The sequence below is a fragment of the Microbacterium sp. ISL-103 genome, from assembly GCF_018613995.1.
GTDB lineage: Bacteria > Actinomycetota > Actinomycetes > Actinomycetales > Microbacteriaceae > Microbacterium.
In genome coordinates this window covers 294-17,963 of sequence record NZ_JAGGPD010000304.1, presented here as the reverse complement: position 1 = coordinate 17,963, position 17,670 = coordinate 294, and the positions used below count along the sequence as shown (strand labels likewise).

General features: G+C 68.9%; 18 protein-coding genes. 11 read left to right on the top strand and 7 right to left on the bottom strand.

Annotated elements, in window-relative coordinates:
* From J7E68_RS11695 to J7E68_RS11670, 6 genes are all read right to left on the bottom strand, one after another.
* Positions 1 to 548, bottom strand: a 548-nt coding sequence (locus tag J7E68_RS11695; RefSeq protein WP_251048920.1) for a VWA domain-containing protein, incomplete at its 3' end; no start/stop codon positions are given.
* A complete protein-coding gene (locus tag J7E68_RS11690; RefSeq protein WP_215172769.1) occupies positions 539 to 1,030 on the bottom strand; it encodes a hypothetical protein in 492 nt (163 codons plus the stop codon). The genes J7E68_RS11690 and J7E68_RS11695, both read right to left, overlap by 10 nt.
* Complete coding sequence (locus J7E68_RS11685; protein ID WP_215172767.1) at positions 1,017 to 1,904, bottom strand: DUF58 domain-containing protein; 888 nt, start codon at positions 1,902 to 1,904, stop codon at positions 1,017 to 1,019. Before J7E68_RS11685 ends, J7E68_RS11690 begins: the two co-directional genes overlap by 14 nt.
* A gap of 7 nt (positions 1,905 to 1,911) precedes the next feature.
* Positions 1,912 to 3,078: an AAA family ATPase gene (locus J7E68_RS11680; RefSeq protein WP_251048919.1), complete on the bottom strand. Its 1,167-nt coding sequence runs from the start codon at positions 3,076 to 3,078 to the stop codon at positions 1,912 to 1,914.
* 244 nt (positions 3,079 to 3,322) lie between these two features.
* The gene (locus J7E68_RS11675) at positions 3,323 to 4,024 is read right to left on the bottom strand and encodes a Pr6Pr family membrane protein (protein WP_215172765.1); all 702 of its coding nucleotides are present in this window, start codon (positions 4,022 to 4,024) and stop codon (positions 3,323 to 3,325) included.
* 62 nt (positions 4,025 to 4,086) lie between these two features.
* Positions 4,087 to 5,019, bottom strand: a complete 933-nt coding sequence (locus J7E68_RS11670; protein ID WP_215172763.1) for a DMT family transporter — start codon at positions 5,017 to 5,019, stop codon at positions 4,087 to 4,089.
* 264 nt (positions 5,020 to 5,283) lie between these two features.
* Here J7E68_RS11670 and J7E68_RS11665 point away from each other — a divergent pair, with 264 nt between their 5' ends.
* The 9 genes from J7E68_RS11665 to J7E68_RS11625 all read left to right on the top strand — a co-directional run bounded on the left by J7E68_RS11665 (position 5,284) and on the right by J7E68_RS11625 (position 14,888).
* The gene (locus J7E68_RS11665; protein ID WP_215172762.1) at positions 5,284 to 6,570 is read left to right on the top strand and encodes an adenylosuccinate synthase; all 1,287 of its coding nucleotides are present in this window, start codon (positions 5,284 to 5,286) and stop codon (positions 6,568 to 6,570) included.
* A gap of 7 nt (positions 6,571 to 6,577) precedes the next feature.
* Positions 6,578 to 7,687 (top strand): beta-propeller fold lactonase family protein, encoded by a 1,110-nt coding sequence (locus J7E68_RS11660; protein WP_215172760.1) that lies wholly within the window; start codon positions 6,578 to 6,580, stop codon positions 7,685 to 7,687.
* Positions 7,688 to 7,812: 125 nt separating this feature from the next.
* Complete coding sequence (locus tag J7E68_RS11655) at positions 7,813 to 9,180, top strand: MFS transporter (protein ID WP_215172758.1); 1,368 nt, start codon at positions 7,813 to 7,815, stop codon at positions 9,178 to 9,180.
* Positions 9,181 to 9,596: 416 nt separating this feature from the next.
* Positions 9,597 to 11,030 carry an NAD(P)/FAD-dependent oxidoreductase gene (locus J7E68_RS11650; RefSeq protein WP_215172756.1) on the top strand — a complete coding sequence of 478 codons (1,434 nt, stop codon included), beginning with the start codon at positions 9,597 to 9,599 and terminating at the stop codon, positions 11,028 to 11,030.
* Positions 11,031 to 11,231: 201 nt separating this feature from the next.
* Entirely contained in the window at positions 11,232 to 11,534 is a 303-nt protein-coding gene (locus tag J7E68_RS11645) for a DUF427 domain-containing protein (RefSeq protein ID WP_215172754.1), read from the top strand.
* Between the two features lie 70 nt (positions 11,535 to 11,604).
* A complete protein-coding gene (locus J7E68_RS11640; protein ID WP_215172752.1) occupies positions 11,605 to 12,492 on the top strand; it encodes an ABC transporter ATP-binding protein in 888 nt (295 codons plus the stop codon).
* Positions 12,489 to 13,169, top strand: coding sequence for an ABC transporter permease subunit (locus J7E68_RS11635; RefSeq protein WP_215172751.1), 681 nt, complete (start codon positions 12,489 to 12,491; stop codon positions 13,167 to 13,169). The genes J7E68_RS11640 and J7E68_RS11635 overlap by 4 nt, the downstream gene beginning before the upstream one ends.
* Positions 13,166 to 13,894: an ABC transporter permease gene (locus J7E68_RS11630; RefSeq protein ID WP_215172749.1), complete on the top strand. Its 729-nt coding sequence runs from the start codon at positions 13,166 to 13,168 to the stop codon at positions 13,892 to 13,894. The genes J7E68_RS11635 and J7E68_RS11630 overlap by 4 nt, the downstream gene beginning before the upstream one ends.
* Before the next feature lie 70 nt (positions 13,895 to 13,964).
* Positions 13,965 to 14,888, top strand: coding sequence for an ABC transporter substrate-binding protein (locus J7E68_RS11625; protein WP_215172747.1), 924 nt, complete (start codon positions 13,965 to 13,967; stop codon positions 14,886 to 14,888).
* 66 nt (positions 14,889 to 14,954) lie between these two features.
* Here the strand turns inward: J7E68_RS11625 and J7E68_RS11620 are convergent, their stop codons facing one another.
* Entirely contained in the window at positions 14,955 to 16,283 is a 1,329-nt protein-coding gene (locus tag J7E68_RS11620; RefSeq protein WP_215172745.1) for an AI-2E family transporter, read from the bottom strand.
* 94 nt (positions 16,284 to 16,377) lie between these two features.
* On the opposite strand from J7E68_RS11620, the gene J7E68_RS11615 reads away from it, so the two are divergent.
* Both J7E68_RS11615 and J7E68_RS11610 read left to right on the top strand, forming a co-directional pair.
* Positions 16,378 to 16,677: a chorismate mutase gene (locus J7E68_RS11615; RefSeq protein ID WP_042541193.1), complete on the top strand. Its 300-nt coding sequence runs from the start codon at positions 16,378 to 16,380 to the stop codon at positions 16,675 to 16,677.
* 138 nt (positions 16,678 to 16,815) lie between these two features.
* A partial coding sequence (locus J7E68_RS11610) for an ROK family protein (RefSeq protein WP_251048918.1) occupies positions 16,816 to 17,670 on the top strand: 855 nt, incomplete at its 3' end.

The following is a 17,670-nucleotide window of genomic DNA, read 5'->3' as shown; positions in this document are numbered from 1 at the left end:
CCGTTGAGCGTCCCGACCCAGTGCTCGGGAATCTCGTCGATGTAATCGAAGCTCTCGCGGATGCTCTGCAGGTGACCGCGGATGAACTCGTAGTCGTCGGTGAGGGGGAAGATCTGCACCGGGGAGCTGTTGAAGATGGTCAGGCCGATGCGCTCGCCCTCGAAATCCGCGAGCAGCTCTTCGAAGACGGTCAGCACCTCGACGTCGACCTCGCTCATCGACCCCGAGACGTCGAGGCAGAGCATGATGTCACGGCTCGTGTCGACGGGTTCGATGGTCTGCGACGACATCGGCCGCGCCGAGACCACGCCGGCCGCGAGGGTCGCGATCACACCGAGCAGCAGGATGCTCGACAGCGCCAGCACACGGCGGTTGAGCGCCTGACGGAAGGTGGGCAGAGCGCGCAGGCGCTCGGCGCGGGCGACCCGCGCCCGCTCGTGTTCCGCGGTCTTCGCACCGGTGCGCAGACCGACGACCACGCCGACGACGATCGCCACCACCACGACGGCCACCGCGACGAGGATCAGCCATCCGTTCGCTAGTGCCATGAGCGCACCACCGTTCGGGCAGCCTCGGCACCGGCTATCGGGTCGATCGCCGGACCGGGCCGGAAGATGCTGGGGTAGTAGTGGCGTCCCCTCGCGTCGGCGAGAGCCGGGTGCACGCCGCGGGCCACGAGGTCGTCGAGGGCCAGCACGGGGGCCTCGAGGCCGCTGTATTCGTTGACGAACGTGCGCACCACGCGGCTGAACTCGAGGTTGGCGTTGCGGGCCGAGAGCGTGCGTGCGCGGTAGTCGTCTTCGATCTGCTGGATGCGGTCGAGGTACTCCACCCGCAGCTGCGACAGCACGTCGACGCTGAGCAGCGCGGGCCCGCGGGTCTCCCCGGCGAGGCCCAGATCGCGCCGCGGACGAGTCAGGATGACGACCAGCCAGGCGGCGGCGATCAGCAGGATCAGGATGCCGATAGCGAGCAGCATCCACCCCCAGCCGTACTGGAACGGAGGGTAGAGCTCATCAGAGCCGGGCATTCGACCTCCGATTCAGCAGCTGCAGCAGCTGCGAGACGGCGTCGTCCTGACCGGCCAGAACACTGTGGCTGATCTCCATGCGCTTGAGCACCTCGGCGAGCCGTGCGGCGTCGGCCTCGGTCTGCGCCGTGAGCTCGCGGATGATGTCGAGGTCGCCCTGCACGAAGTCGGGCACCTCCCACATGCTGTCGACATCGCTGCGGATCATGTTCGTCGTGTGGTCGAGCACCGGATCGGCATCGCTCACGGTCAGCCACAGCACGTCGTGCTGCACGCGCAGTCGGCGCAGCATCCGCTCGGTCTCATCGGTGACCGGAGCTTCGTCGGTGATGACGCAGACGATCATCCGCCGTGAGACGGTGCGGGTGACGTATGACAGAAGGGCGTCGCGGTCGCTCGGGGCCGTGCTCGCGTCGATCGCCGTGTCGATCGTGCGCAGCGCGTGCTCGAGCGCGCCCTCGCTGCGCCCCGGCGCGCGGCGTCGCACGCGGTCGGAGTCGCCGTAGACGAGTGAGAAATCGTCGCCGTGGCGCAGAGCCAGCACGCCGAGCACTCCGGTCGCGAGGATCGCGAGGTCCTTCTTCGACTTCTCGTCGTGCGCGAGGGCGCCCATCGATCGGCCGGTGTCGACCACGAAGAGGATCGTGTGCATCCGCATCGCACGGTGCCGCTTGACCAGCGGTGTTCCGGGCCTGGCCGTGGCACGCCAGTCGATGTCGCGCACCTGATCGCCGTACTCGTATTTGCGCAGGTCTTCGAAGTCGAGACTGCGGCCGTGCAGCAGCGACGCGTAGGCGCCGTCGAGCGCGTGCAGCGACTTGCGCGACGAGTGGATGAAGAGCTTGCTCTTCACCTGGGTGATCAGGCTGGCCATGGCGGGGTCAGGGTGTGGGAACGGACGCGAAGATCTGGTCGATGATCTCTTCGCTGCGGATGCCCTCGGCGTCGGCCTCGAACGTCAGAAGCACACGGTGACGCAGCACGAGGTGGCGCAGCGACCGGATGTCCTCAGGGATGACGTGGCCGCGGCCGTTCAGCAGTGCGAGCGCCCGCGACGCCTGCAGGAACGCGATGCTCGCACGGGGGCTCGCTCCGTACTTGATGAAGCGGGCGCGCTCCTCGCCGATGTAGGGCGCGGGGTTCCTGGTGACATAGGCGATCGAGACGATGTAGTTGCGGATCGCGGGGTCGACGTAGATGCGGCTCGCGACGTCCTGCAGCATGTGCACGTCGTCGAGGCTGATCGCGCTCGAGACGTGACGGTCGGGGTCGAGCACGCCCGAGTCGATGCGTCCGAGGATCTCGAACTCCTCGGCGGGGCTCGGGTACTCGACGATCTCCTTCAGCAGGAAGCGGTCCATCTGCGCCTCGGGCAGCTCGTACGTGCCCTCCTGCTCGATGGGGTTCTGCGTCGCGATCACGAGGAAGGGCTTGGGCAGGTGGTGCACCTCGCCGCCGATCGTGGTCTGGTGCTCCTGCATGGCCTCGAGCATGGCGCTCTGGGTCTTCGCGCTCGACCGGTTGATCTCGTCGAGCAGCACGAAGTTCGCGTGCACCGGTCCGAGCACGGTGCGGAACGATCCGGTCGCCGCGTCGTAGATCTGGTTGCCCGTGATGTCGCTGGGCAGCAGGTCGGGGGTGCACTGGATGCGCTTGAACTGCGCCTTGACGGTGTCGGCGAGGGTGCTCGCGGCGGTGGTCTTCGCAAGCCCCGGGACGCTCTCGAGCAGGATGTGCCCCCCGGCGATCAGCGAGATCAGCAGGCTCATGCGCAGGCGCTCCTGGCCGACCATCTTGGCGGAGTACGCATCCGAGACCGTCTTCAGCACAGCGCTCGCGCGACGCAGCTCCGCGTCGGTGGGGGCCTCGGACCTCGTGCTCGCCGAGGGCGATGCGCTGGGGGGCGAGGCGGGCGTCGAGGGGGCGGCGGATGCCGCCGCGCGCGTGGCAGGGGCGGGCGGGGCCGGCGGGATCGCCTGAGCCGGGGGCGCGGGCGGGGGAGGCGGCGTCGAACCTGCGGAGGGGCCGGGCGCGTAGGGCTCGTTCATCGGTGTGTCTCCTCGTTGCCACGGGGACGCGTCGACGATCCCCCGCGACCAGCGTAACCGCATCCGATCACCCCGATCCGGCCTGCGGGTGGGTACTTATCCCCATGGGGCAACGGAGCCGACATCCGATGCAGATGCAGGTCGGGATGACGGATGCATGCGCAGAATCGCCGTTCGAGCATGCATCCGTGATCTGAGCCTGCACGTGTGGGGGGCGGGGGATGCCGACGGCGGGGGATGCCGGTCAGGCGACGGGCACCCTGGCCCCACGCTTGCGACCCACCCAGACCACGAAGCAGGCGACGCCGACGATCGCGACGGCGATGCCGACGATGTAGCCGGCGACGCCGAGGTAGCCGCCGGGCACGAGGTGGGGGTTGAGGAACGGGTACGGATACCACCAGGTCTCGCCGGTGGCGGGGGCGATGATGAGGTTCGCCCGGATCATCGTGTACACGACCCACGCGATCGGGAAGACGGTCGTGATGGCCACCGCGCTCCAGGCGAGGGCGCGTCGGCGCGGCGCGAAGAGCAGATCCGCGAGCAGGAACAGCGGGATCACCACGTGCAGAACCTCGTTCGACCAGGGGACGGTGACGCCCTGGGGCAGTGCGACCCCGCGCAGCAGAGTGTTGTAGACGATGCCGGTGACGATCATGTAGGTGCTGGCGCACGCGAGGCTCACTGCGAGCCAGTTCGGCTCAGGCCGGCTGTCGTGGCGATGGCGCAGCGCCCAGACCGCCGCGACGATCAGCACGATCGCCGCGAGCAGGTTCGAGAGGATCGTGAAGAAGCTGAGGAAGTTCGCAGCCACCGTGGGAAGGTGCTGGCCCCACTCGGTGGTGGCCTGGAGGGCGTTCTCGATGCTGCGGGCCACCTGAGCGATGATCGCGGCGAGCGCGAGCGCCGCTGCTGCCAGTCGCGCGTAGGGCCACCAGGTCGTCATATTCGCCTCCGCGCACACTTTATCGGTCACGATCCCGGCCGATACAGGAGCCGAGGGGGCGATCAGGCGCGGCGGCCCCAGCGCATCCGTGTCACGAGAACTCCGAGCAGGCACAGCGCTCCACCGAGGAACATGAGCGGTGTCGGCACCTCGCCGAGGATCGCCCAGGACATGAGGATCGCGATCGCGGGAACGACGTAGGTGGTGGCCGAGGTCTGCCCGGCGGTGCTGCGCTGCAGCACATAGGCCCAGGTCGTGAAGGCGATCGCGGTCGGGAAGATGCCGAGGTAGACGACCCACAGCGTCGAGCCCAGCGGGGCCGTCTGCAGGGCGCCGACCAGGCTTCCCAGCCAGGGCAGCAGCGCGACTGTGCCGACCACGGCACCGAGGAAGGTCAGCGTCGTGGCATCGGATCCGGCGCTGAGCAGGTGCTTCTGCAGCAGCGTGCATCCGGCGTACATCACTGCGGCGAGCAGAGCGAGCAGCAGTCCGATGATGTCGGGGCCTTCGCTCGTCGACGAGTTCATGCCGATCAGCACCACGCCGAGGAACGCGATCGGTGCACCGATGATGAGCGGCTTCGGAAAGCCCTCACGCAGGAACAGTCCACTGAAGACGACGACCATGAGGGGCGCGAGGTTGACGACCATCGCCGCCGTGCCCGCATCGAGCGTGCGCTCGGCGGCGTTGAGCGCGAGGTTGTAGACGCAGAACCAGCCCACGCCCCACACCGCCACGAGCCACCAGTGCCGACGCTCGGGAAGACGGATGCCGTGGCGCACCGCGATGATCGCGAGCACGGCGCTGCCCACCGCCATGCGCAGCAGTGCCAGAGCGCCGGGGTCGAAGTGCGGACCGGCCCCGCGGATGCCGATGAACGCCGATGCCCAGAGCACGACCGTCACCAGGGCGGCGACGAGCACGAGCGGACCCTGGGTGCGGGGCTTCGCGGGATTCAGGCTGTCGTCGCGGCTCACGCGACCGGTCTTCGGCATCCTTCGATCCTGGCACCGGCCACCGACATCGGCGATGCGCCCGAGCGACAGCATCCGCTCGTTTTCCGCCAGCCGTCCGTGGGCATCCACGGTTCCCGTCGCAGTTCGTGCCGCCTCGCCTGCTCCCGGGCGGCACGAACTGCAACCGGAATGCAGCCGCACGATCCGAAAAGGCCCTGTCACACCCCTTCGGTAGGATGGTCTCGCCCGACAAGGGCCAGCTCATCAGCCGGTGCAAACCCGGCGAAAGCAAGGGGGATACCCATGCCAGGAATCGTTATCGTCGGCGTCCAGTGGGGCGATGAGGGCAAGGGCAAGGCCACCGACCTGCTCGGCGAGCGCACCGACTGGGTCGTCAAGTTCAACGGCGGCAACAACGCGGGCCACACGGTCGTGGTCGGCAACGAGAAGTACGCACTGCACCTGCTTCCCTCGGGCATCCTGTCGCCCGGGGTCACCCCGGTGATCGGCAACGGCGTCGTGATCGACCTCGAGGTGCTCTTCAGCGAGCTCGAGGCGCTCGGCGGCCGCGGCATCGACGTCTCTCGCCTCAAGGTGAGCGCCAACGCGCACATCATCACCCAGTACCACCGCACGCTCGACAAGGTCACCGAGCGCTTCCTCGGCAAGCGCATGATCGGCACGACCGGTCGTGGAATCGGTCCGGCCTACGCCGACAAGATCAACCGCGTCGGCATCCGCGTGCAGGACCTGTTCGACGAGAACATCCTGCGCCAGAAGGTCGAGGGTGCGCTCGACCAGAAGAACCATCTGCTGGTGAAGATCTTCAACCGCCGTGCGATCACGGCCGACGAGATCGTCGAAGACCTGCTCTCCTACGCCGAGCGCCTGCGGCCCATGGTCGCCGACACCGGCTACCTGCTCGATGAGGCACTGCGTCGCGACGAGGTCGTCGTGTTCGAAGGCGGCCAGGCGACCATGCTCGACGTCGACCACGGCACCTACCCGTTCGTCACGTCGTCGTCGGCGACCGCCGGCGGGGCATCGACCGGATCGGGCGTCGGCCCCGGTGCCCTCGACCGCATCGTCGGCATCGTCAAGGCCTACACGACCCGCGTCGGCTCGGGGCCCTTCCCGACCGAGCTGTTCGACGAGCAGGGCGAATGGCTGCGCTCGCGCGGCTTCGAGTTCGGCACCACCACCGGCCGCCCGCGCCGTGTGGGCTGGTACGACGCTCCGATCACGCGCTCCGCGACCAGGGTCAACGGCATCACCGACCTCGTGCTCACCAAGCTCGACATCCTCACCGGTCTCGAGCAGATCCCGGTGTGCGTCGCCTACGACGTCGACGGCCGGCGCTTCGACGAGGTGCCGGTCAACCAGACCGACTTCCACCACGCGACACCCGTGCTCGAGTACTTCCCGGGCTGGAGCGAAGACATCTCGACCGCGCGCACGTTCGACGACCTGCCCAAGAACGCGCAGGACTACGTGATCGCGCTCGAGGGCATGAGCAACACGCGCATCTCGGTCATCGGCGTCGGCCCCGAGCGCGATCAGGTCATCGTGCGTCACGACCTGCTCGACTGAGCGCGCCGTGACTCGGTTCTGGCTCGGCGGGTACGGCCCCGCGATGGACGGCTCCGCCGACGGAATCGGCCTGCTCGCAGGCGACGCCGACGCGGCGACAGCGCTCGAGTACAGGGGTGCGGTCACGCAGACGCCCTCGCCCTCGTGGTTGGCGCAGCATCCGTCGCTCGATGTCGTCTACGCGGCGCTCGAAGGGGATGCCGGTGTGCAGGCGTTCGCCCGCAGCGGCGAGTCGACACTGCGGCCCCTCGGCGAGCCGGTCGCCGCCGGCGACGGCGTGTGCCACGTGGCGGTCTCGTCGAGCGGATCGTTCCTGATCGCAAGCTGCTACGGCGACGGCCGGGTCGTGCGCATCGGCATCGACGCGCAGGGACGCCTGGTGCCGGATGCCGTGAACAAGGCCGCCGAGCTGCGGGCCGCCCTCCTCGGCGAGGCCGTCGAGGAGTCGGCGCCGGCGGGGGTCGCCGCCGCGGCATCCGATCCGTACTCCGGCGAACTCACGGCCGGCGGAGACGAGCGGGTCTCGCACGCGCACTCCGCCGCCTTCCTCGCTGACGGTCGCATCGCGACCACCGACCTCGGCTTCGACCTCGTGCGCATCTGGCGTCCGACCGCAGGGGCGCTCGTGCTGGATCACGAGGTCGTGCTGCCCGTCGGGACCGGACCGCGCCACATGGTCGTGCACCCGAGCGGGCACCTGCATGTGGTCACGGAGTACTCGTGCGAGGTCTTCACCCTTGCCGCAGGTCGCGACGGCACGTGGGCGGTCGTGTCATCGGTGCTCGCGAGCCCGATCGCCAAGATCGGCGTGGACTTTCCCGCAGAGCTCGCCCGCACGCGTGACGGGCAGTTCCTCTACACGGCGCTGCGCGGAAGCAACACGATCGCGGCGCTGCGGGTGCGTGGCGGTGGCGACAGTCTCGAGCCGATCGCGCTCGCCGACTCGGGAGTCGACTGGCCGCGGCATCACCTCGTGCACGAGGGCAAGCTGCTCGTCGCGGGCCAGCGCTCTGACACCGTCGCTCTGATCGACCTCGACGAGCGCACCGGGGCGCCCCTCGGCATCCGGCACACGGCTCAGGCGCCGACGCCCACGCATCTGCTGCCCGTCCGCTGACCCGGCGCGCTCTGGCGCTGCGCTCGCCCGCTTGATCCTGCGCCCGCTGACCCTGCGGCGCCCGCGTGACCCTGCGCGCTCGCCCGCTTGACCTCAACCTTTATTGAGGTTCTACGGTCGAGCCTATGACCATAGACACAGGCGCCACGCAGACCGCCAAGACCACCGGCATCCTGAGCGGCGCCTATCTCTGGATCACCATCGGCGCCTGCGCGCTCGTGTTCCTCGGGGCGTTCGAGTCCCTCGCCGTCACGACGGTGATGCCGGCCGTGAGCCTCGACCTCGACGGTGAGCGGCTGTATGCGCTGGCGTTCGCGGGACCCCTGGCTACGGGGGTGATCGGCATGGCCGTCGCAGGCAACTGGGCGGATCGCCGCGGACCCGTGGCCCCGCTCTACGCCTCTGTCGCCCTGTTCGTCGTCGGTCTGCTGGTCGCCGGATTCGCGCCGACCATGGAGGTGCTCGTCGCCGGGCGTTTCGCCCAGGGTCTCGGAAACGGCGGGCTCATGGTCGCGCTGTACGTGGTCGTCGCCCGGGTGTATCCCCGCGCACTGCATCCGTCGATCTTCGCCGGATTCGCCGCCGCGTGGGTCGTGCCCTCGCTGGTCGGGCCGACGGTCGCCGGCGCGGTCACCGAGCTGTGGAGCTGGCACTGGGTGTTCCTCGGCGTCGTGTTCCTCGTGGTCCCGGCCCTGCTGATGGTGGTCCCCGCGCTCCGAGGTCTCTCGGGTGAGGGCGACCCCACGATCCCGTGGGCGTTCGGACGGCTCGGCTGGGCCGTGCTCGCGGCGGTCGCGGTTCTCGGTCTGAATCTGGTCGCCGACCTTCCCGTCGCGGGACCCGTGCTCGCGGCAGCAGCGGTCGTCGTCGCCCTGATCGCGGTGCGTCCGCTGCTCCCGGCAGGCGCCCTGCGGGCCCGGCGGGGGCTGCCGTCGGTGCTGCTCGTGCGCGGACTCGCCGCCGCCGGGTTCTTCGGCGCCCAGGTGTACATCCCCTACCTGCTGACCGAGCGCTATGAGGTCTCGCCGACCATCGCGGGACTCTCTCTGACCGGAGGCGCGCTCGCGTGGTCGGCAGCCGCCACCGTGCAGGGTCGCATGGGGGTTCGACTGTCAAGCGTGACGGCGGTGCGGGTCGGCACCGTCCTGGTCGCCGTCGGAGTGGGCCTTGCCCTCGTCGCCGCCGCGCTCACCGCACCGGTGGTCATGATCATCGCGGCGTGGATCGTCGCCGGGGCCGGCATGGGACTCATGAGCCCGAGGACCAGTGCTCTGACCCTCGAGATGTCGGCGCCCGAGAGCCAGGGCTTCAACAGCTCGGCGATGACCGTCGCCGACTCGTTCGGGAGCGCCCTGGCCCTCGCGATCACCGGGGTGCTGTTCACGAGCGTCGCCGGGGCGGGCGACCCGTTCGTCGCGGTGTTCGTGCTGGCCGGCGTCATCGCGCTCGCCGCGGCGGTGCTCGCGCCTCGGGTCGCGGCGCGGGGTGCCTGACTGCTGTGGTTCACGATTCCGCACGGATCCGTCGGGGTCGGTCCGGACTGGGTGATTTCGGGCGGATGCCGGGAAGACTTGCGTCGCCGAAGTCGCGGGAGGCTGGCCGCGGCGTCCGTCTGCAGGACCAAGGCACGGATGCAGGACCAAATCACGGCTCCGGTCCTGCAGACGTGCTCCGGTCCTGCAGACGGACCGGTCATCGGGGAGAAGACGGACCGGTCGTCGGGGAGCAGACGGACCGGTCGAGCAGACGGACCGATCACCGGGTGGCCGCTGCGGGGGCGGGGGCGAGACGAGACGGATCAACGGCACTGCCGGCGGGCGCGCCGCGCCCGGCGACGCGCCCGCGGAACAATCACCCCGTGACTGGGCGTTGCTCTTGAGGAAGACTGGGCGACGGAGAGGTGCACCTCATGACTGCTGAGAAGACCGACGAATACGACCTGATCGTGCTGGGCGGAGGGCCGGTGGGCGAGAACGTCGCCGACCGAGCCGTGCAGGACGGCTTGACCGCGATCATCGTGGAGAGCGAGCTGGTGGGCGGCGAGTGCTCGTATTGGGCCTGCATGCCGTCGAAGGCGCTGCTGCGCTCGGGTCAGGCTCTGCGTGCGGCGCAGAAGGTCAAGGGCGCGGCCGAAGCGGTCACCGGAAAGCTCGACGTGCGGGCGGTGTTCGACCGCCGCGACTCGTTCACGAGCAACTGGTCGGATGACGGTCAGGTGAAGTGGCTCGACTCGGCCGGCATCGACCTGGCACGCGGCCACGGGCGTCTCACGGGTGAGCGCGAGGTGACGGTGACGGATGCCGACGGCGGCACTCGCGTGCTGCGCGCCCGCCATGCCGTCGCGATCAGCACGGGGTCGGATGCCGTGATCCCGCCGATCGAGGGCCTTCGCGAGTCGTCTCCGTGGACCAGCCGCGAGGCGACCAGCGCTGAGGAACTGCCGGACTCGCTCGCCGTGATCGGCGGCGGGGTCGTCGCGGTCGAGATGGCGACGGCGTACGCGGCTCTCGGCTCGACGGTGACGATCATCGCCCGCAGCGGCCTGCTCGGCTCGATGGAGCCCTTCGCAGGCGAGCGCGTCGCGGCGGGGTTGAAGGAGCTCGGTGTCGATGTGCGCACCGACACCGGCACCACTCGCGTCACGCGCGATGACGACGGCGTGACGATCGTGCTCGACGACGACTCGACGGTCACGGCCGCAGAGGTCCTCGTCGCCACCGGGCGCTCGCCGCGCAGCGGCGACATCGGCCTCGATGCCGTGGGCCTCGAGCCCGGTCGCTGGATCACGGTCGACGACACCCTGCGCGTGCCCGGATCCGACTGGCTCTATGCGGTCGGAGACGTCAACGGCCGTGTGCTGCTGACGCACCAGGGCAAGTACCAGGCGCGGGCGGCCGGCGACGTGATCGCCGCACGCGCGCAGGATGCAGACGTCGATGACGCGCCGTGGGGCAAGCACGCCGCCACCGCCGATCACGCCGCGGCACCGCAGGTGACGTTCTCGTTCCCCGAGGTCGCATCGGTCGGGCTCACCGAGGCGCAGGCGCGCGAGGCGGGCCATGATGTCGCGGTCGTCGACTACGACCTCGGCGGCGTCGCGGGAGCGAGCCTCTACGAAGACGGCTTCGAGGGCCAGGCGCGGATCGTGATCGACAAGGCGCGCGATGTCGTCATCGGCGCGACGTTCGTCGGACCCGAGGTGGCCGAGCTCGTGCAGACGGCGACGGTCGCGATCGTCGGCGAGGTTCCGATCGCCCGCCTGTGGCACGCGGTTCCGGCCTACCCCACCATCAGCGAGATCTGGCTGCGGCTGCTGGAGGGCTACGGGCGGGACTCGGCGTGATGATCGCCGGCGGGTGCGCCGATCGGATGCCGGTCGGCGGCATCCGTTCCGGCATCCGCTCCGAACAAGCGGTGCAGGGCCTGGCGCGTTCGGCGTGCCCGGCGCAGGATTGTTTCTCACATTGACGGCATCCGGCACAACCCCGAGTCGGATGTCGCAGACCTCTTATACGCTCGAACCCACATCCGAGGAGGCAGGACCATGAAAGCTGTACTCGCAGGAACCGTCATCGCCGAGGCTGACGAGAGCGATCTCGCCCGCATCGAGGGAAACTGGTACTTCCCGCCCGCATCCATCACCGAGGGCGCGCTCGTCGATAGCCCCACTCAGTACACGTGCCCGTGGAAGGGCGCAGCCCAGTACTTCTCGGTGCAGGCCGGCGACGAGCTGCACACCGACTACGCCTGGTCGTACCCGACCCCGTTCCCCAGCGCCTTCGACCGCGTGGGCAAGGACTTCTCGGGTTTCGTCGCCTTCGACCCGCGGGTCGAGGTCGGCCCGTAATCCTCGTCGCGCTCGCGGCGACACCGCCCGTGCACCGACCCCTCGTCGATCCCCCGACTGGAGACCAGCCATGATCGAGTTCCGCAATGTCACCAAGCAGTTCCCCGATGGCACGACCGCCGTCAAGGACTTCAGCCTGGTGCTGCCGTCGCGCAAGACGACGGTGTTCGTCGGATCCTCGGGATGCGGCAAGACCACACTGCTGCGCATGATCAATCGCATGGTCGAGCCGACCTCGGGCGAGGTCGAGATCGACGGCGAGAGCGTGCTCGGGGGCGACCCCGTGGCGCTGCGCCGGAGCATCGGCTACGTGATGCAGAACTCGGGCCTGATGCCGCACTTCACGGTGATCGACAACGTCGCCACCGTGCTGCGACTGACGGGGGTGAAGAAGGGCCCTGCGCACGACCGCGCGCGAGAGCTGCTGAAGACCGTCGGCCTCGATCAGTCGCTGGCCGAGCGGTACCCCAGCCAGCTGTCGGGTGGGCAGCAGCAGCGCGTGGGCGTGGCCCGCGGGCTGGCGGCCGACCCCAACATCCTCCTGATGGACGAGCCGTTCGGCGCGGTCGACCCGATCGTGCGCGCCGATCTGCAGCAGGAGACGCTGCGGCTGCAGCACGAGCTCGACAAGACGGTGGTGTTCGTCACGCACGACATCGACGAGGCCTTCCTGCTCGGCGATCAGGTGGTGATCCTCGACAAGGGCGCCCGCATCGTGCAGGTGGGAAGCCCGAGTGAGATCATCGAGAACCCGGCAGACGACTTCGTCGCATCCTTCATCGGAGCCGACCGCGGGCGCCGCGCGCTGCACCTCAAAGAGACCCCGCACGGCACCGTCGTGGTCGACTCCGAGGGCCGCACGCAGGGCGCGATCGTGGGCGAGCCCGAGACATCGGCCGGTCCGCTCGCGGGTCCGGATGCCGCCGCCCTCGGCGCCGTACAGGGCGAGGTCCCGTGAACTGGGTCGTCGACAACCTCGGGTTGATTCTCGATCTGACTGTGGTGCATCTGCGCCAGAGCATCATCCCGATCATCCTCGGTTTCGTGCTGTCGCTTCCGCTGGGCTGGGTCGCCTGGCGGTTCCGCCTCGTACGCGGACCCATCATCGTTCTCACCGGTCTGCTGTACACGATCCCCTCTCTCGCCCTGCTGATCCTGCTGCCCTCGGTCGCGGGCTACTCGGCCCGGAGCGAGGCCAACCTCGTGATCGCGCTCACGATCTATGCGATCGCGATCCTGGTGCGTGCCGTCTCCGACGGCCTCGACTCGGTCGACGACGATGTGCGGCAAGCGGCCACCGCCACAGGTTTCGCTCCGTTCCGACGGTTCTGGGCGGTGGAGTTCCCGCTGGCAGGGCCCGTCATCCTCGCCGGCCTCCGGGTGACCGCGGTGAGCACCATCTCTCTCGCCACGGTCGGCATCCTGATCGGCGTCACCAACCTCGGCTACCTGTTCACCAACGGGCTCGACCGGCGCATCATCGCCGAGGTCTTCGCCGGCGTCGTCGCGGTGGTCATCATCGCTCTCGTGATCGACCTGATCCTGCTTCTGATCGGCCGGGCGCTGATGCCGTGGACTCGCGCCGCCTCGAAGAAGGTCGCGCCTCGCGCGATCGCGGTCGGGGCCCCGGCATGAACCTCTTCGCCGAGGCCTTCGCCTGGATGCTCGCCCCCGCCCAGTGGACGGGGAACTACGCGCTGCCCAAGCTGCTGGTGGAGCACCTCACTCTGACAGCCGTCTCGGTGCTGATCGCCGCGGCGATCGCGGTGCCGATCGGATGGCTGATCGGACACACGGGCAAGGGGCGCGAGGTCGCCGTCGCGATCTCCGGAGCCGCGCGTGCGATCCCGGCGTTCGGTCTCATGATCCTGCTCGTGCTTCTGCTCGGAGTGCTCCGCGTGCCGCAGGCCGCCATCATCACCTTCGTGCTGCTGGCGATCCCCTCGCTGCTCGCGGGCGCGTACACGGGTCTCGAGGCGATCGATCGTCGAGTGATCGACTCGGCCAAGTCGATGGGCATGACCGGGTGGCAGATCTTCTGGAAGGTCGAGGTCCCCCTCGGTCTTCCGCTGCTGGTCGGTGGCATCCGCTCCGCCCTCCTGCAGGTGATCGCGACCGTGACGATCGCCGCCTACGTGAACCTCGGCGGACTCGGGTGGCCGATCATCCAGGGCATCCCGCTGCAGAAGTTCGACCAGGTGCTCGCCGGGGCGATCCTCGTCGCCGCGCTCGCCCTGCTCGTCGACCTCATCCTCGCCGCGGTGCAGCACGCCGCGGTGCCTGCCGGGCTCCGCGCGGGTCGCCCGACCCGGCGCCGCTCGCGCGACCTCACCCCGGCCGCGGCTCCCGCCACCGCCTGACCGCGCACCGATCCTCCGTCCCGCACAGCAGCACATCCCCACAGCAGCACCAGAGAAGAAGAGGAAGTCCATGTTCACAGCACGAGGCAAGCGTTCTGTCTTCGCCGTCGGTCTTGTCGCCGCGGCAGCACTCGCACTGTCCGCCTGCTCGTCGAGCAACCCGCTCGACGAGCCGTCCGATTCGGGCGAGAGCTCGGGCAGCGGCGACACGATCGTCGTCGGCTCGCAGGCGTACTACTCCAACGAGATCATCGCCGAGATCTACGCTCAGGCACTCGAAGCCGCTGGCTTCGACGTCGAGAAGCAGCTCAGCATCGGCCAGCGCGACGCGTACATGCCCGATGTCGAGTCCGGCGAGATCAACGTCTTCCCCGAGTACACGGGCAGCCTGCTCGAGTACATCTCGGACGACGAGATCGACGTCACCAGCCCCGACGACGTCTACGCCGCCCTGCAGGATGCCCTTCCCGAGAGCCTGACGGCGCTCGATTTCGCCGAGGCATCCGACCAGGACTCCTACACGGTGCTCAAGAGCTTCGCCGAAGAGAACGATCTGAAGACGATCGGCGACCTCAGCAAGGTCACCTCGCAGGTCACGATCGGTGCGGCCCCCGAGTTCGAGCAGCGCCCGTACAGCCCGGCCGCGGCCAAGGAGGTCTACGGCGTCGACCTGGCGTTCTCGGCCACCGGCCCGACCACGCTCGAGTCGCTGCTCGCCGGCCAGATCCAGGTCGCCGACATCTACACCGCCGACCCGGCCTTCGAGACGGAGGAGATCGTGGCTCTCGAAGACCCCGAGAACCTGATCATCTCGTCGAACGTCGTGCCGATCGTCTCGAGCGACATCGCCGATGACGTGTCCGACGTGCTCAACGCCGTCAGCGCCAAGCTGACCGGTGAAGAGCTCGTGGCCCTCAACGTGCTCAGCACGGTCAAGGAGCAGTCGTCTGCCGACATCGCCAAGAAGTGGCTCGAAGACAACGACCTCGTCTGATCGCGAGTCGTCTTCACCCGAAGTGCCCGGCCCCTCAGGGGGTCGGGCACTTCGGCATCCGGGGAGCTAGACCCTGGCGTCCTGCCGCGGGATCAGCACCTGTTTGATGATGATGAGAATGGATGCCGCGACGGGCACCGCCACCAGGGCCCCGAGCAGTCCGAGCAGCGTGCCGCCGGCGAGGGCGCCGATCACGACGAGGGCTCCTGGCACGGCGACGGCCTTGTTCATGACGCGCGGGGTGATGACGTACGCCTCGATCTGCATGTACACGAGGTAGATGAGAGCGAAGACGAGCGCCGCGACCGGGTCGCTGAACAGCGCGAGGCTCGTGCCGATGATCCAGAAGATCACGGATCCGACGAGCGGGATCAGGGTGATGCAGAACGCGACCGTCGCCATGAGCGGCGGGAACGGCAACCCGAGGAACACGTAGAGCAGGAACGCGAGCACGGCGTTGCAGAACGCGAGCACGACCATTCCCATGACGTAGGCGCCGACCGAGTCGGTGATCTGGTCGGTGATGTCGCTTGCACGAGCGCGGTCACGGGCGGGAGCGAGACGCAGCATCCCCGTCTTGATCGAGGGCAGAGTCGCGACGAAATAGAGCGTGAGGACCAGCACGACGATGATGCCCGAGATGGCGTTGGCGATCGAGGCGCCGACCTGCAGCGCGCCTCCGCCGATCGCGGCGATGTTGCCCGGATCGGAGAGGAACTTCTGCACATCGGCGACGAGGTCCTGGAACTGGTCGCCGAACTGGGCGTCGAGCGTCGCATAGATGTCGCTGCGGGTGAACTCCTGGATCATCCCCGGCACCGACCGGACGAAGCTCGAGATCTGGTCGATCACGACCGGCAGCACCATCCAGATGACCAATGCCGCCACGATGACGAGCCCGAGGATCGCGACGACCACCGAGATGGCTCGAGACAGCCCGCGCCGCTCGAGGAAACGCACGGTGGGATCGAGGCCCAGGGCGGCGAACAGGGCGAGGGCGATGTAGATGAGCACGGTCGACAGGTTCGCCACCGCCAGACCGAGCACGATGGCGGCGAGCCCGCCGAGCGTCACCAGGAAGCCGAACACGAAGGGCCGGTCGATGCGCGTCCAGAACGAGCGGCTCGGGGTCATCGGCTCGACGACGCCCGTGCGGGAGGCATGCGGTGTCGGGGGTTCGTGCGGGGCGCTCGTCGCGGCAGCGGTGCCCCGTGATGCGGCATCGCTCGCGGGTACGGCGGCGTGGCCGGATGCAGCGGTCGTCGAGGCCTCGGTCGTAGCCTCTGTCGACGCCTCCGCTGAGGCTCCCGTCGACGCCTCGCGTCCGGAGGCCGGGGGCGGGGCGGATGCGGCAGCCGACGCGCTCGACGACGGTTCCTGCTCTTCTCGGCTCATGTGCTCACGATAGCGTTCGGCCGAGGGCCGACGCCCGAGGCATCCCCCGTTCGGGGTGGGTCGTCCAGCCCCGTGTTTCCGTAGAGTAGGGGGCATGACCGCTGCCGAAGACCCCCGGGCTGAACTCCTCAGACTGCGCTCCAGCATCGACAACATCGATGCCGCACTCATCTTCATGCTCGCCGAGCGGTTCCGCGCCACCCAGCAGGTCGGCCAGCTCAAGGCCGAGCACGAGATGCCGGCATCGGATCCCGGTCGCGAAGAGCAGCAGGTCGCCCGGCTCAAGGCCTTGGCCGAGGATGCGCATCTCGACCCGGAGTTCGCCGAGAAGTGGTTCAACTTCGTGGTGGCCGAGGTCATCCGCCATCACACCGAAGCCGCCGAGGGGCGATGATCCGGCCTTCCGGGCGAGTGACAGTGTGTGCAGCACTCACCCGCCCGGGGACCGAACTAAGTTTATTGAATAAACTATGACCGAGGGTACGCAGAACGCCCTGGTCTGTCAATCGATCTCGACCCCGGGACCCGCCCCATGCTGAACGGCGACGACGCACTCGACACGCAGGCCTCGGTGCGCCGCGCGAATCTGCGCCGGGCGCTGCAGCTGGTGTTCCACGAGCCGGGTACGCAGACGCGTGCGGGGATCGCCCGCGCCACCGGACTCACCGCCGCCACCGCGTCTTCTCTGGTCGCCGAGCTGATCGAACTCCAGCTGATCGCGGAGGGCCCCCAGGCCGCGAGCACCGGCGGAAAGCGGGCGACGACGCTCAGCATCGACGCCGCTCATCACCTCATCCTGGTGCTCGTGGTCCGTCCGACCGATGCGCGCATCGCACTGGTCGGTCTCGACGGCGCAGAGGTCGAGACGCGCAGGGTCGGGTACTCGTCGGAGTCGCGAGATCGTGTGACCGACGACGCGCTCGCCGAGATCGCCACCGCGCACCGCGACCGTCTGCTCGTCGCGGGAGTGCAGCTGCCGGGCACGACAGACGGCCGTTCGGTGTTCGAGAGCGTGCAGCTCGACTGGACCGACGTTCCCCTCGCCGATCGGTTCGAACGGCTGCTCGGGGTTCCGGTGCTGCTCGTCAACGACGTGGACGCCGAGGCGATCGCCGAGGCCTCGCGTGAAGACGAATCGTCGGGCTACCGGCTGTTCCTCCACATCGGCACAGGTATCGGCGCCGCGGTCACGCTCGATGGCGAGCTCGCCCCGGGGCCCCGCGATCGCGCGGGTGAGATCGGGCACGTGCAGGTGCAGTTCGGAGACGCGGCGCGCACATGCCGATGCGGCCGACAGGGGTGCCTCGAGTCGGCATCATCGATGACGGCCATGCTCGGCGACGACTTCGACGACGCGATGGATGACGAGGCGATCGCCGCGCTCGCA

Bases quoted from the DNA above. Each gene is read 5' to 3' on its own strand.
- J7E68_RS11645 (WP_215172754.1), top strand. From the start codon at position 11,232: ATGAAAGCTGTACTCGCAGGAACCGTCATCGCCGAGGCTGACGAGAGC.
- J7E68_RS11650 (WP_215172756.1), top strand. From the start codon at position 9,597: ATGACTGCTGAGAAGACCGACGAATACGACCTGATCGTGCTGGGCGGA.
- J7E68_RS11625 (WP_215172747.1), top strand. From the start codon at position 13,965: ATGTTCACAGCACGAGGCAAGCGTTCTGTCTTCGCCGTCGGTCTTGTC.
- J7E68_RS11670 (WP_215172763.1), bottom strand. From the start codon at position 5,019: ATGCCGAAGACCGGTCGCGTGAGCCGCGACGACAGCCTGAATCCCGCG.
- J7E68_RS11630 (WP_215172749.1), top strand. From the start codon at position 13,166: ATGAACCTCTTCGCCGAGGCCTTCGCCTGGATGCTCGCCCCCGCCCAG.
- J7E68_RS11615 (WP_042541193.1), top strand. From the start codon at position 16,378: ATGACCGCTGCCGAAGACCCCCGGGCTGAACTCCTCAGACTGCGCTCC.
- J7E68_RS11685 (WP_215172767.1), bottom strand. From the start codon at position 1,904: ATGGCCAGCCTGATCACCCAGGTGAAGAGCAAGCTCTTCATCCACTCG.
- J7E68_RS11640 (WP_215172752.1), top strand. From the start codon at position 11,605: ATGATCGAGTTCCGCAATGTCACCAAGCAGTTCCCCGATGGCACGACC.
- J7E68_RS11655 (WP_215172758.1), top strand. From the start codon at position 7,813: ATGACCATAGACACAGGCGCCACGCAGACCGCCAAGACCACCGGCATC.
- J7E68_RS11620 (WP_215172745.1), bottom strand. From the start codon at position 16,283: ATGAGCCGAGAAGAGCAGGAACCGTCGTCGAGCGCGTCGGCTGCCGCA.
- J7E68_RS11690 (WP_215172769.1), bottom strand. From the start codon at position 1,030: ATGCCCGGCTCTGATGAGCTCTACCCTCCGTTCCAGTACGGCTGGGGG.
- J7E68_RS11675 (WP_215172765.1), bottom strand. From the start codon at position 4,024: ATGACGACCTGGTGGCCCTACGCGCGACTGGCAGCAGCGGCGCTCGCG.
- J7E68_RS11680 (WP_251048919.1), bottom strand. From the start codon at position 3,078: ATGAACGAGCCCTACGCGCCCGGCCCCTCCGCAGGTTCGACGCCGCCT.
- J7E68_RS11665 (WP_215172762.1), top strand. From the start codon at position 5,284: ATGCCAGGAATCGTTATCGTCGGCGTCCAGTGGGGCGATGAGGGCAAG.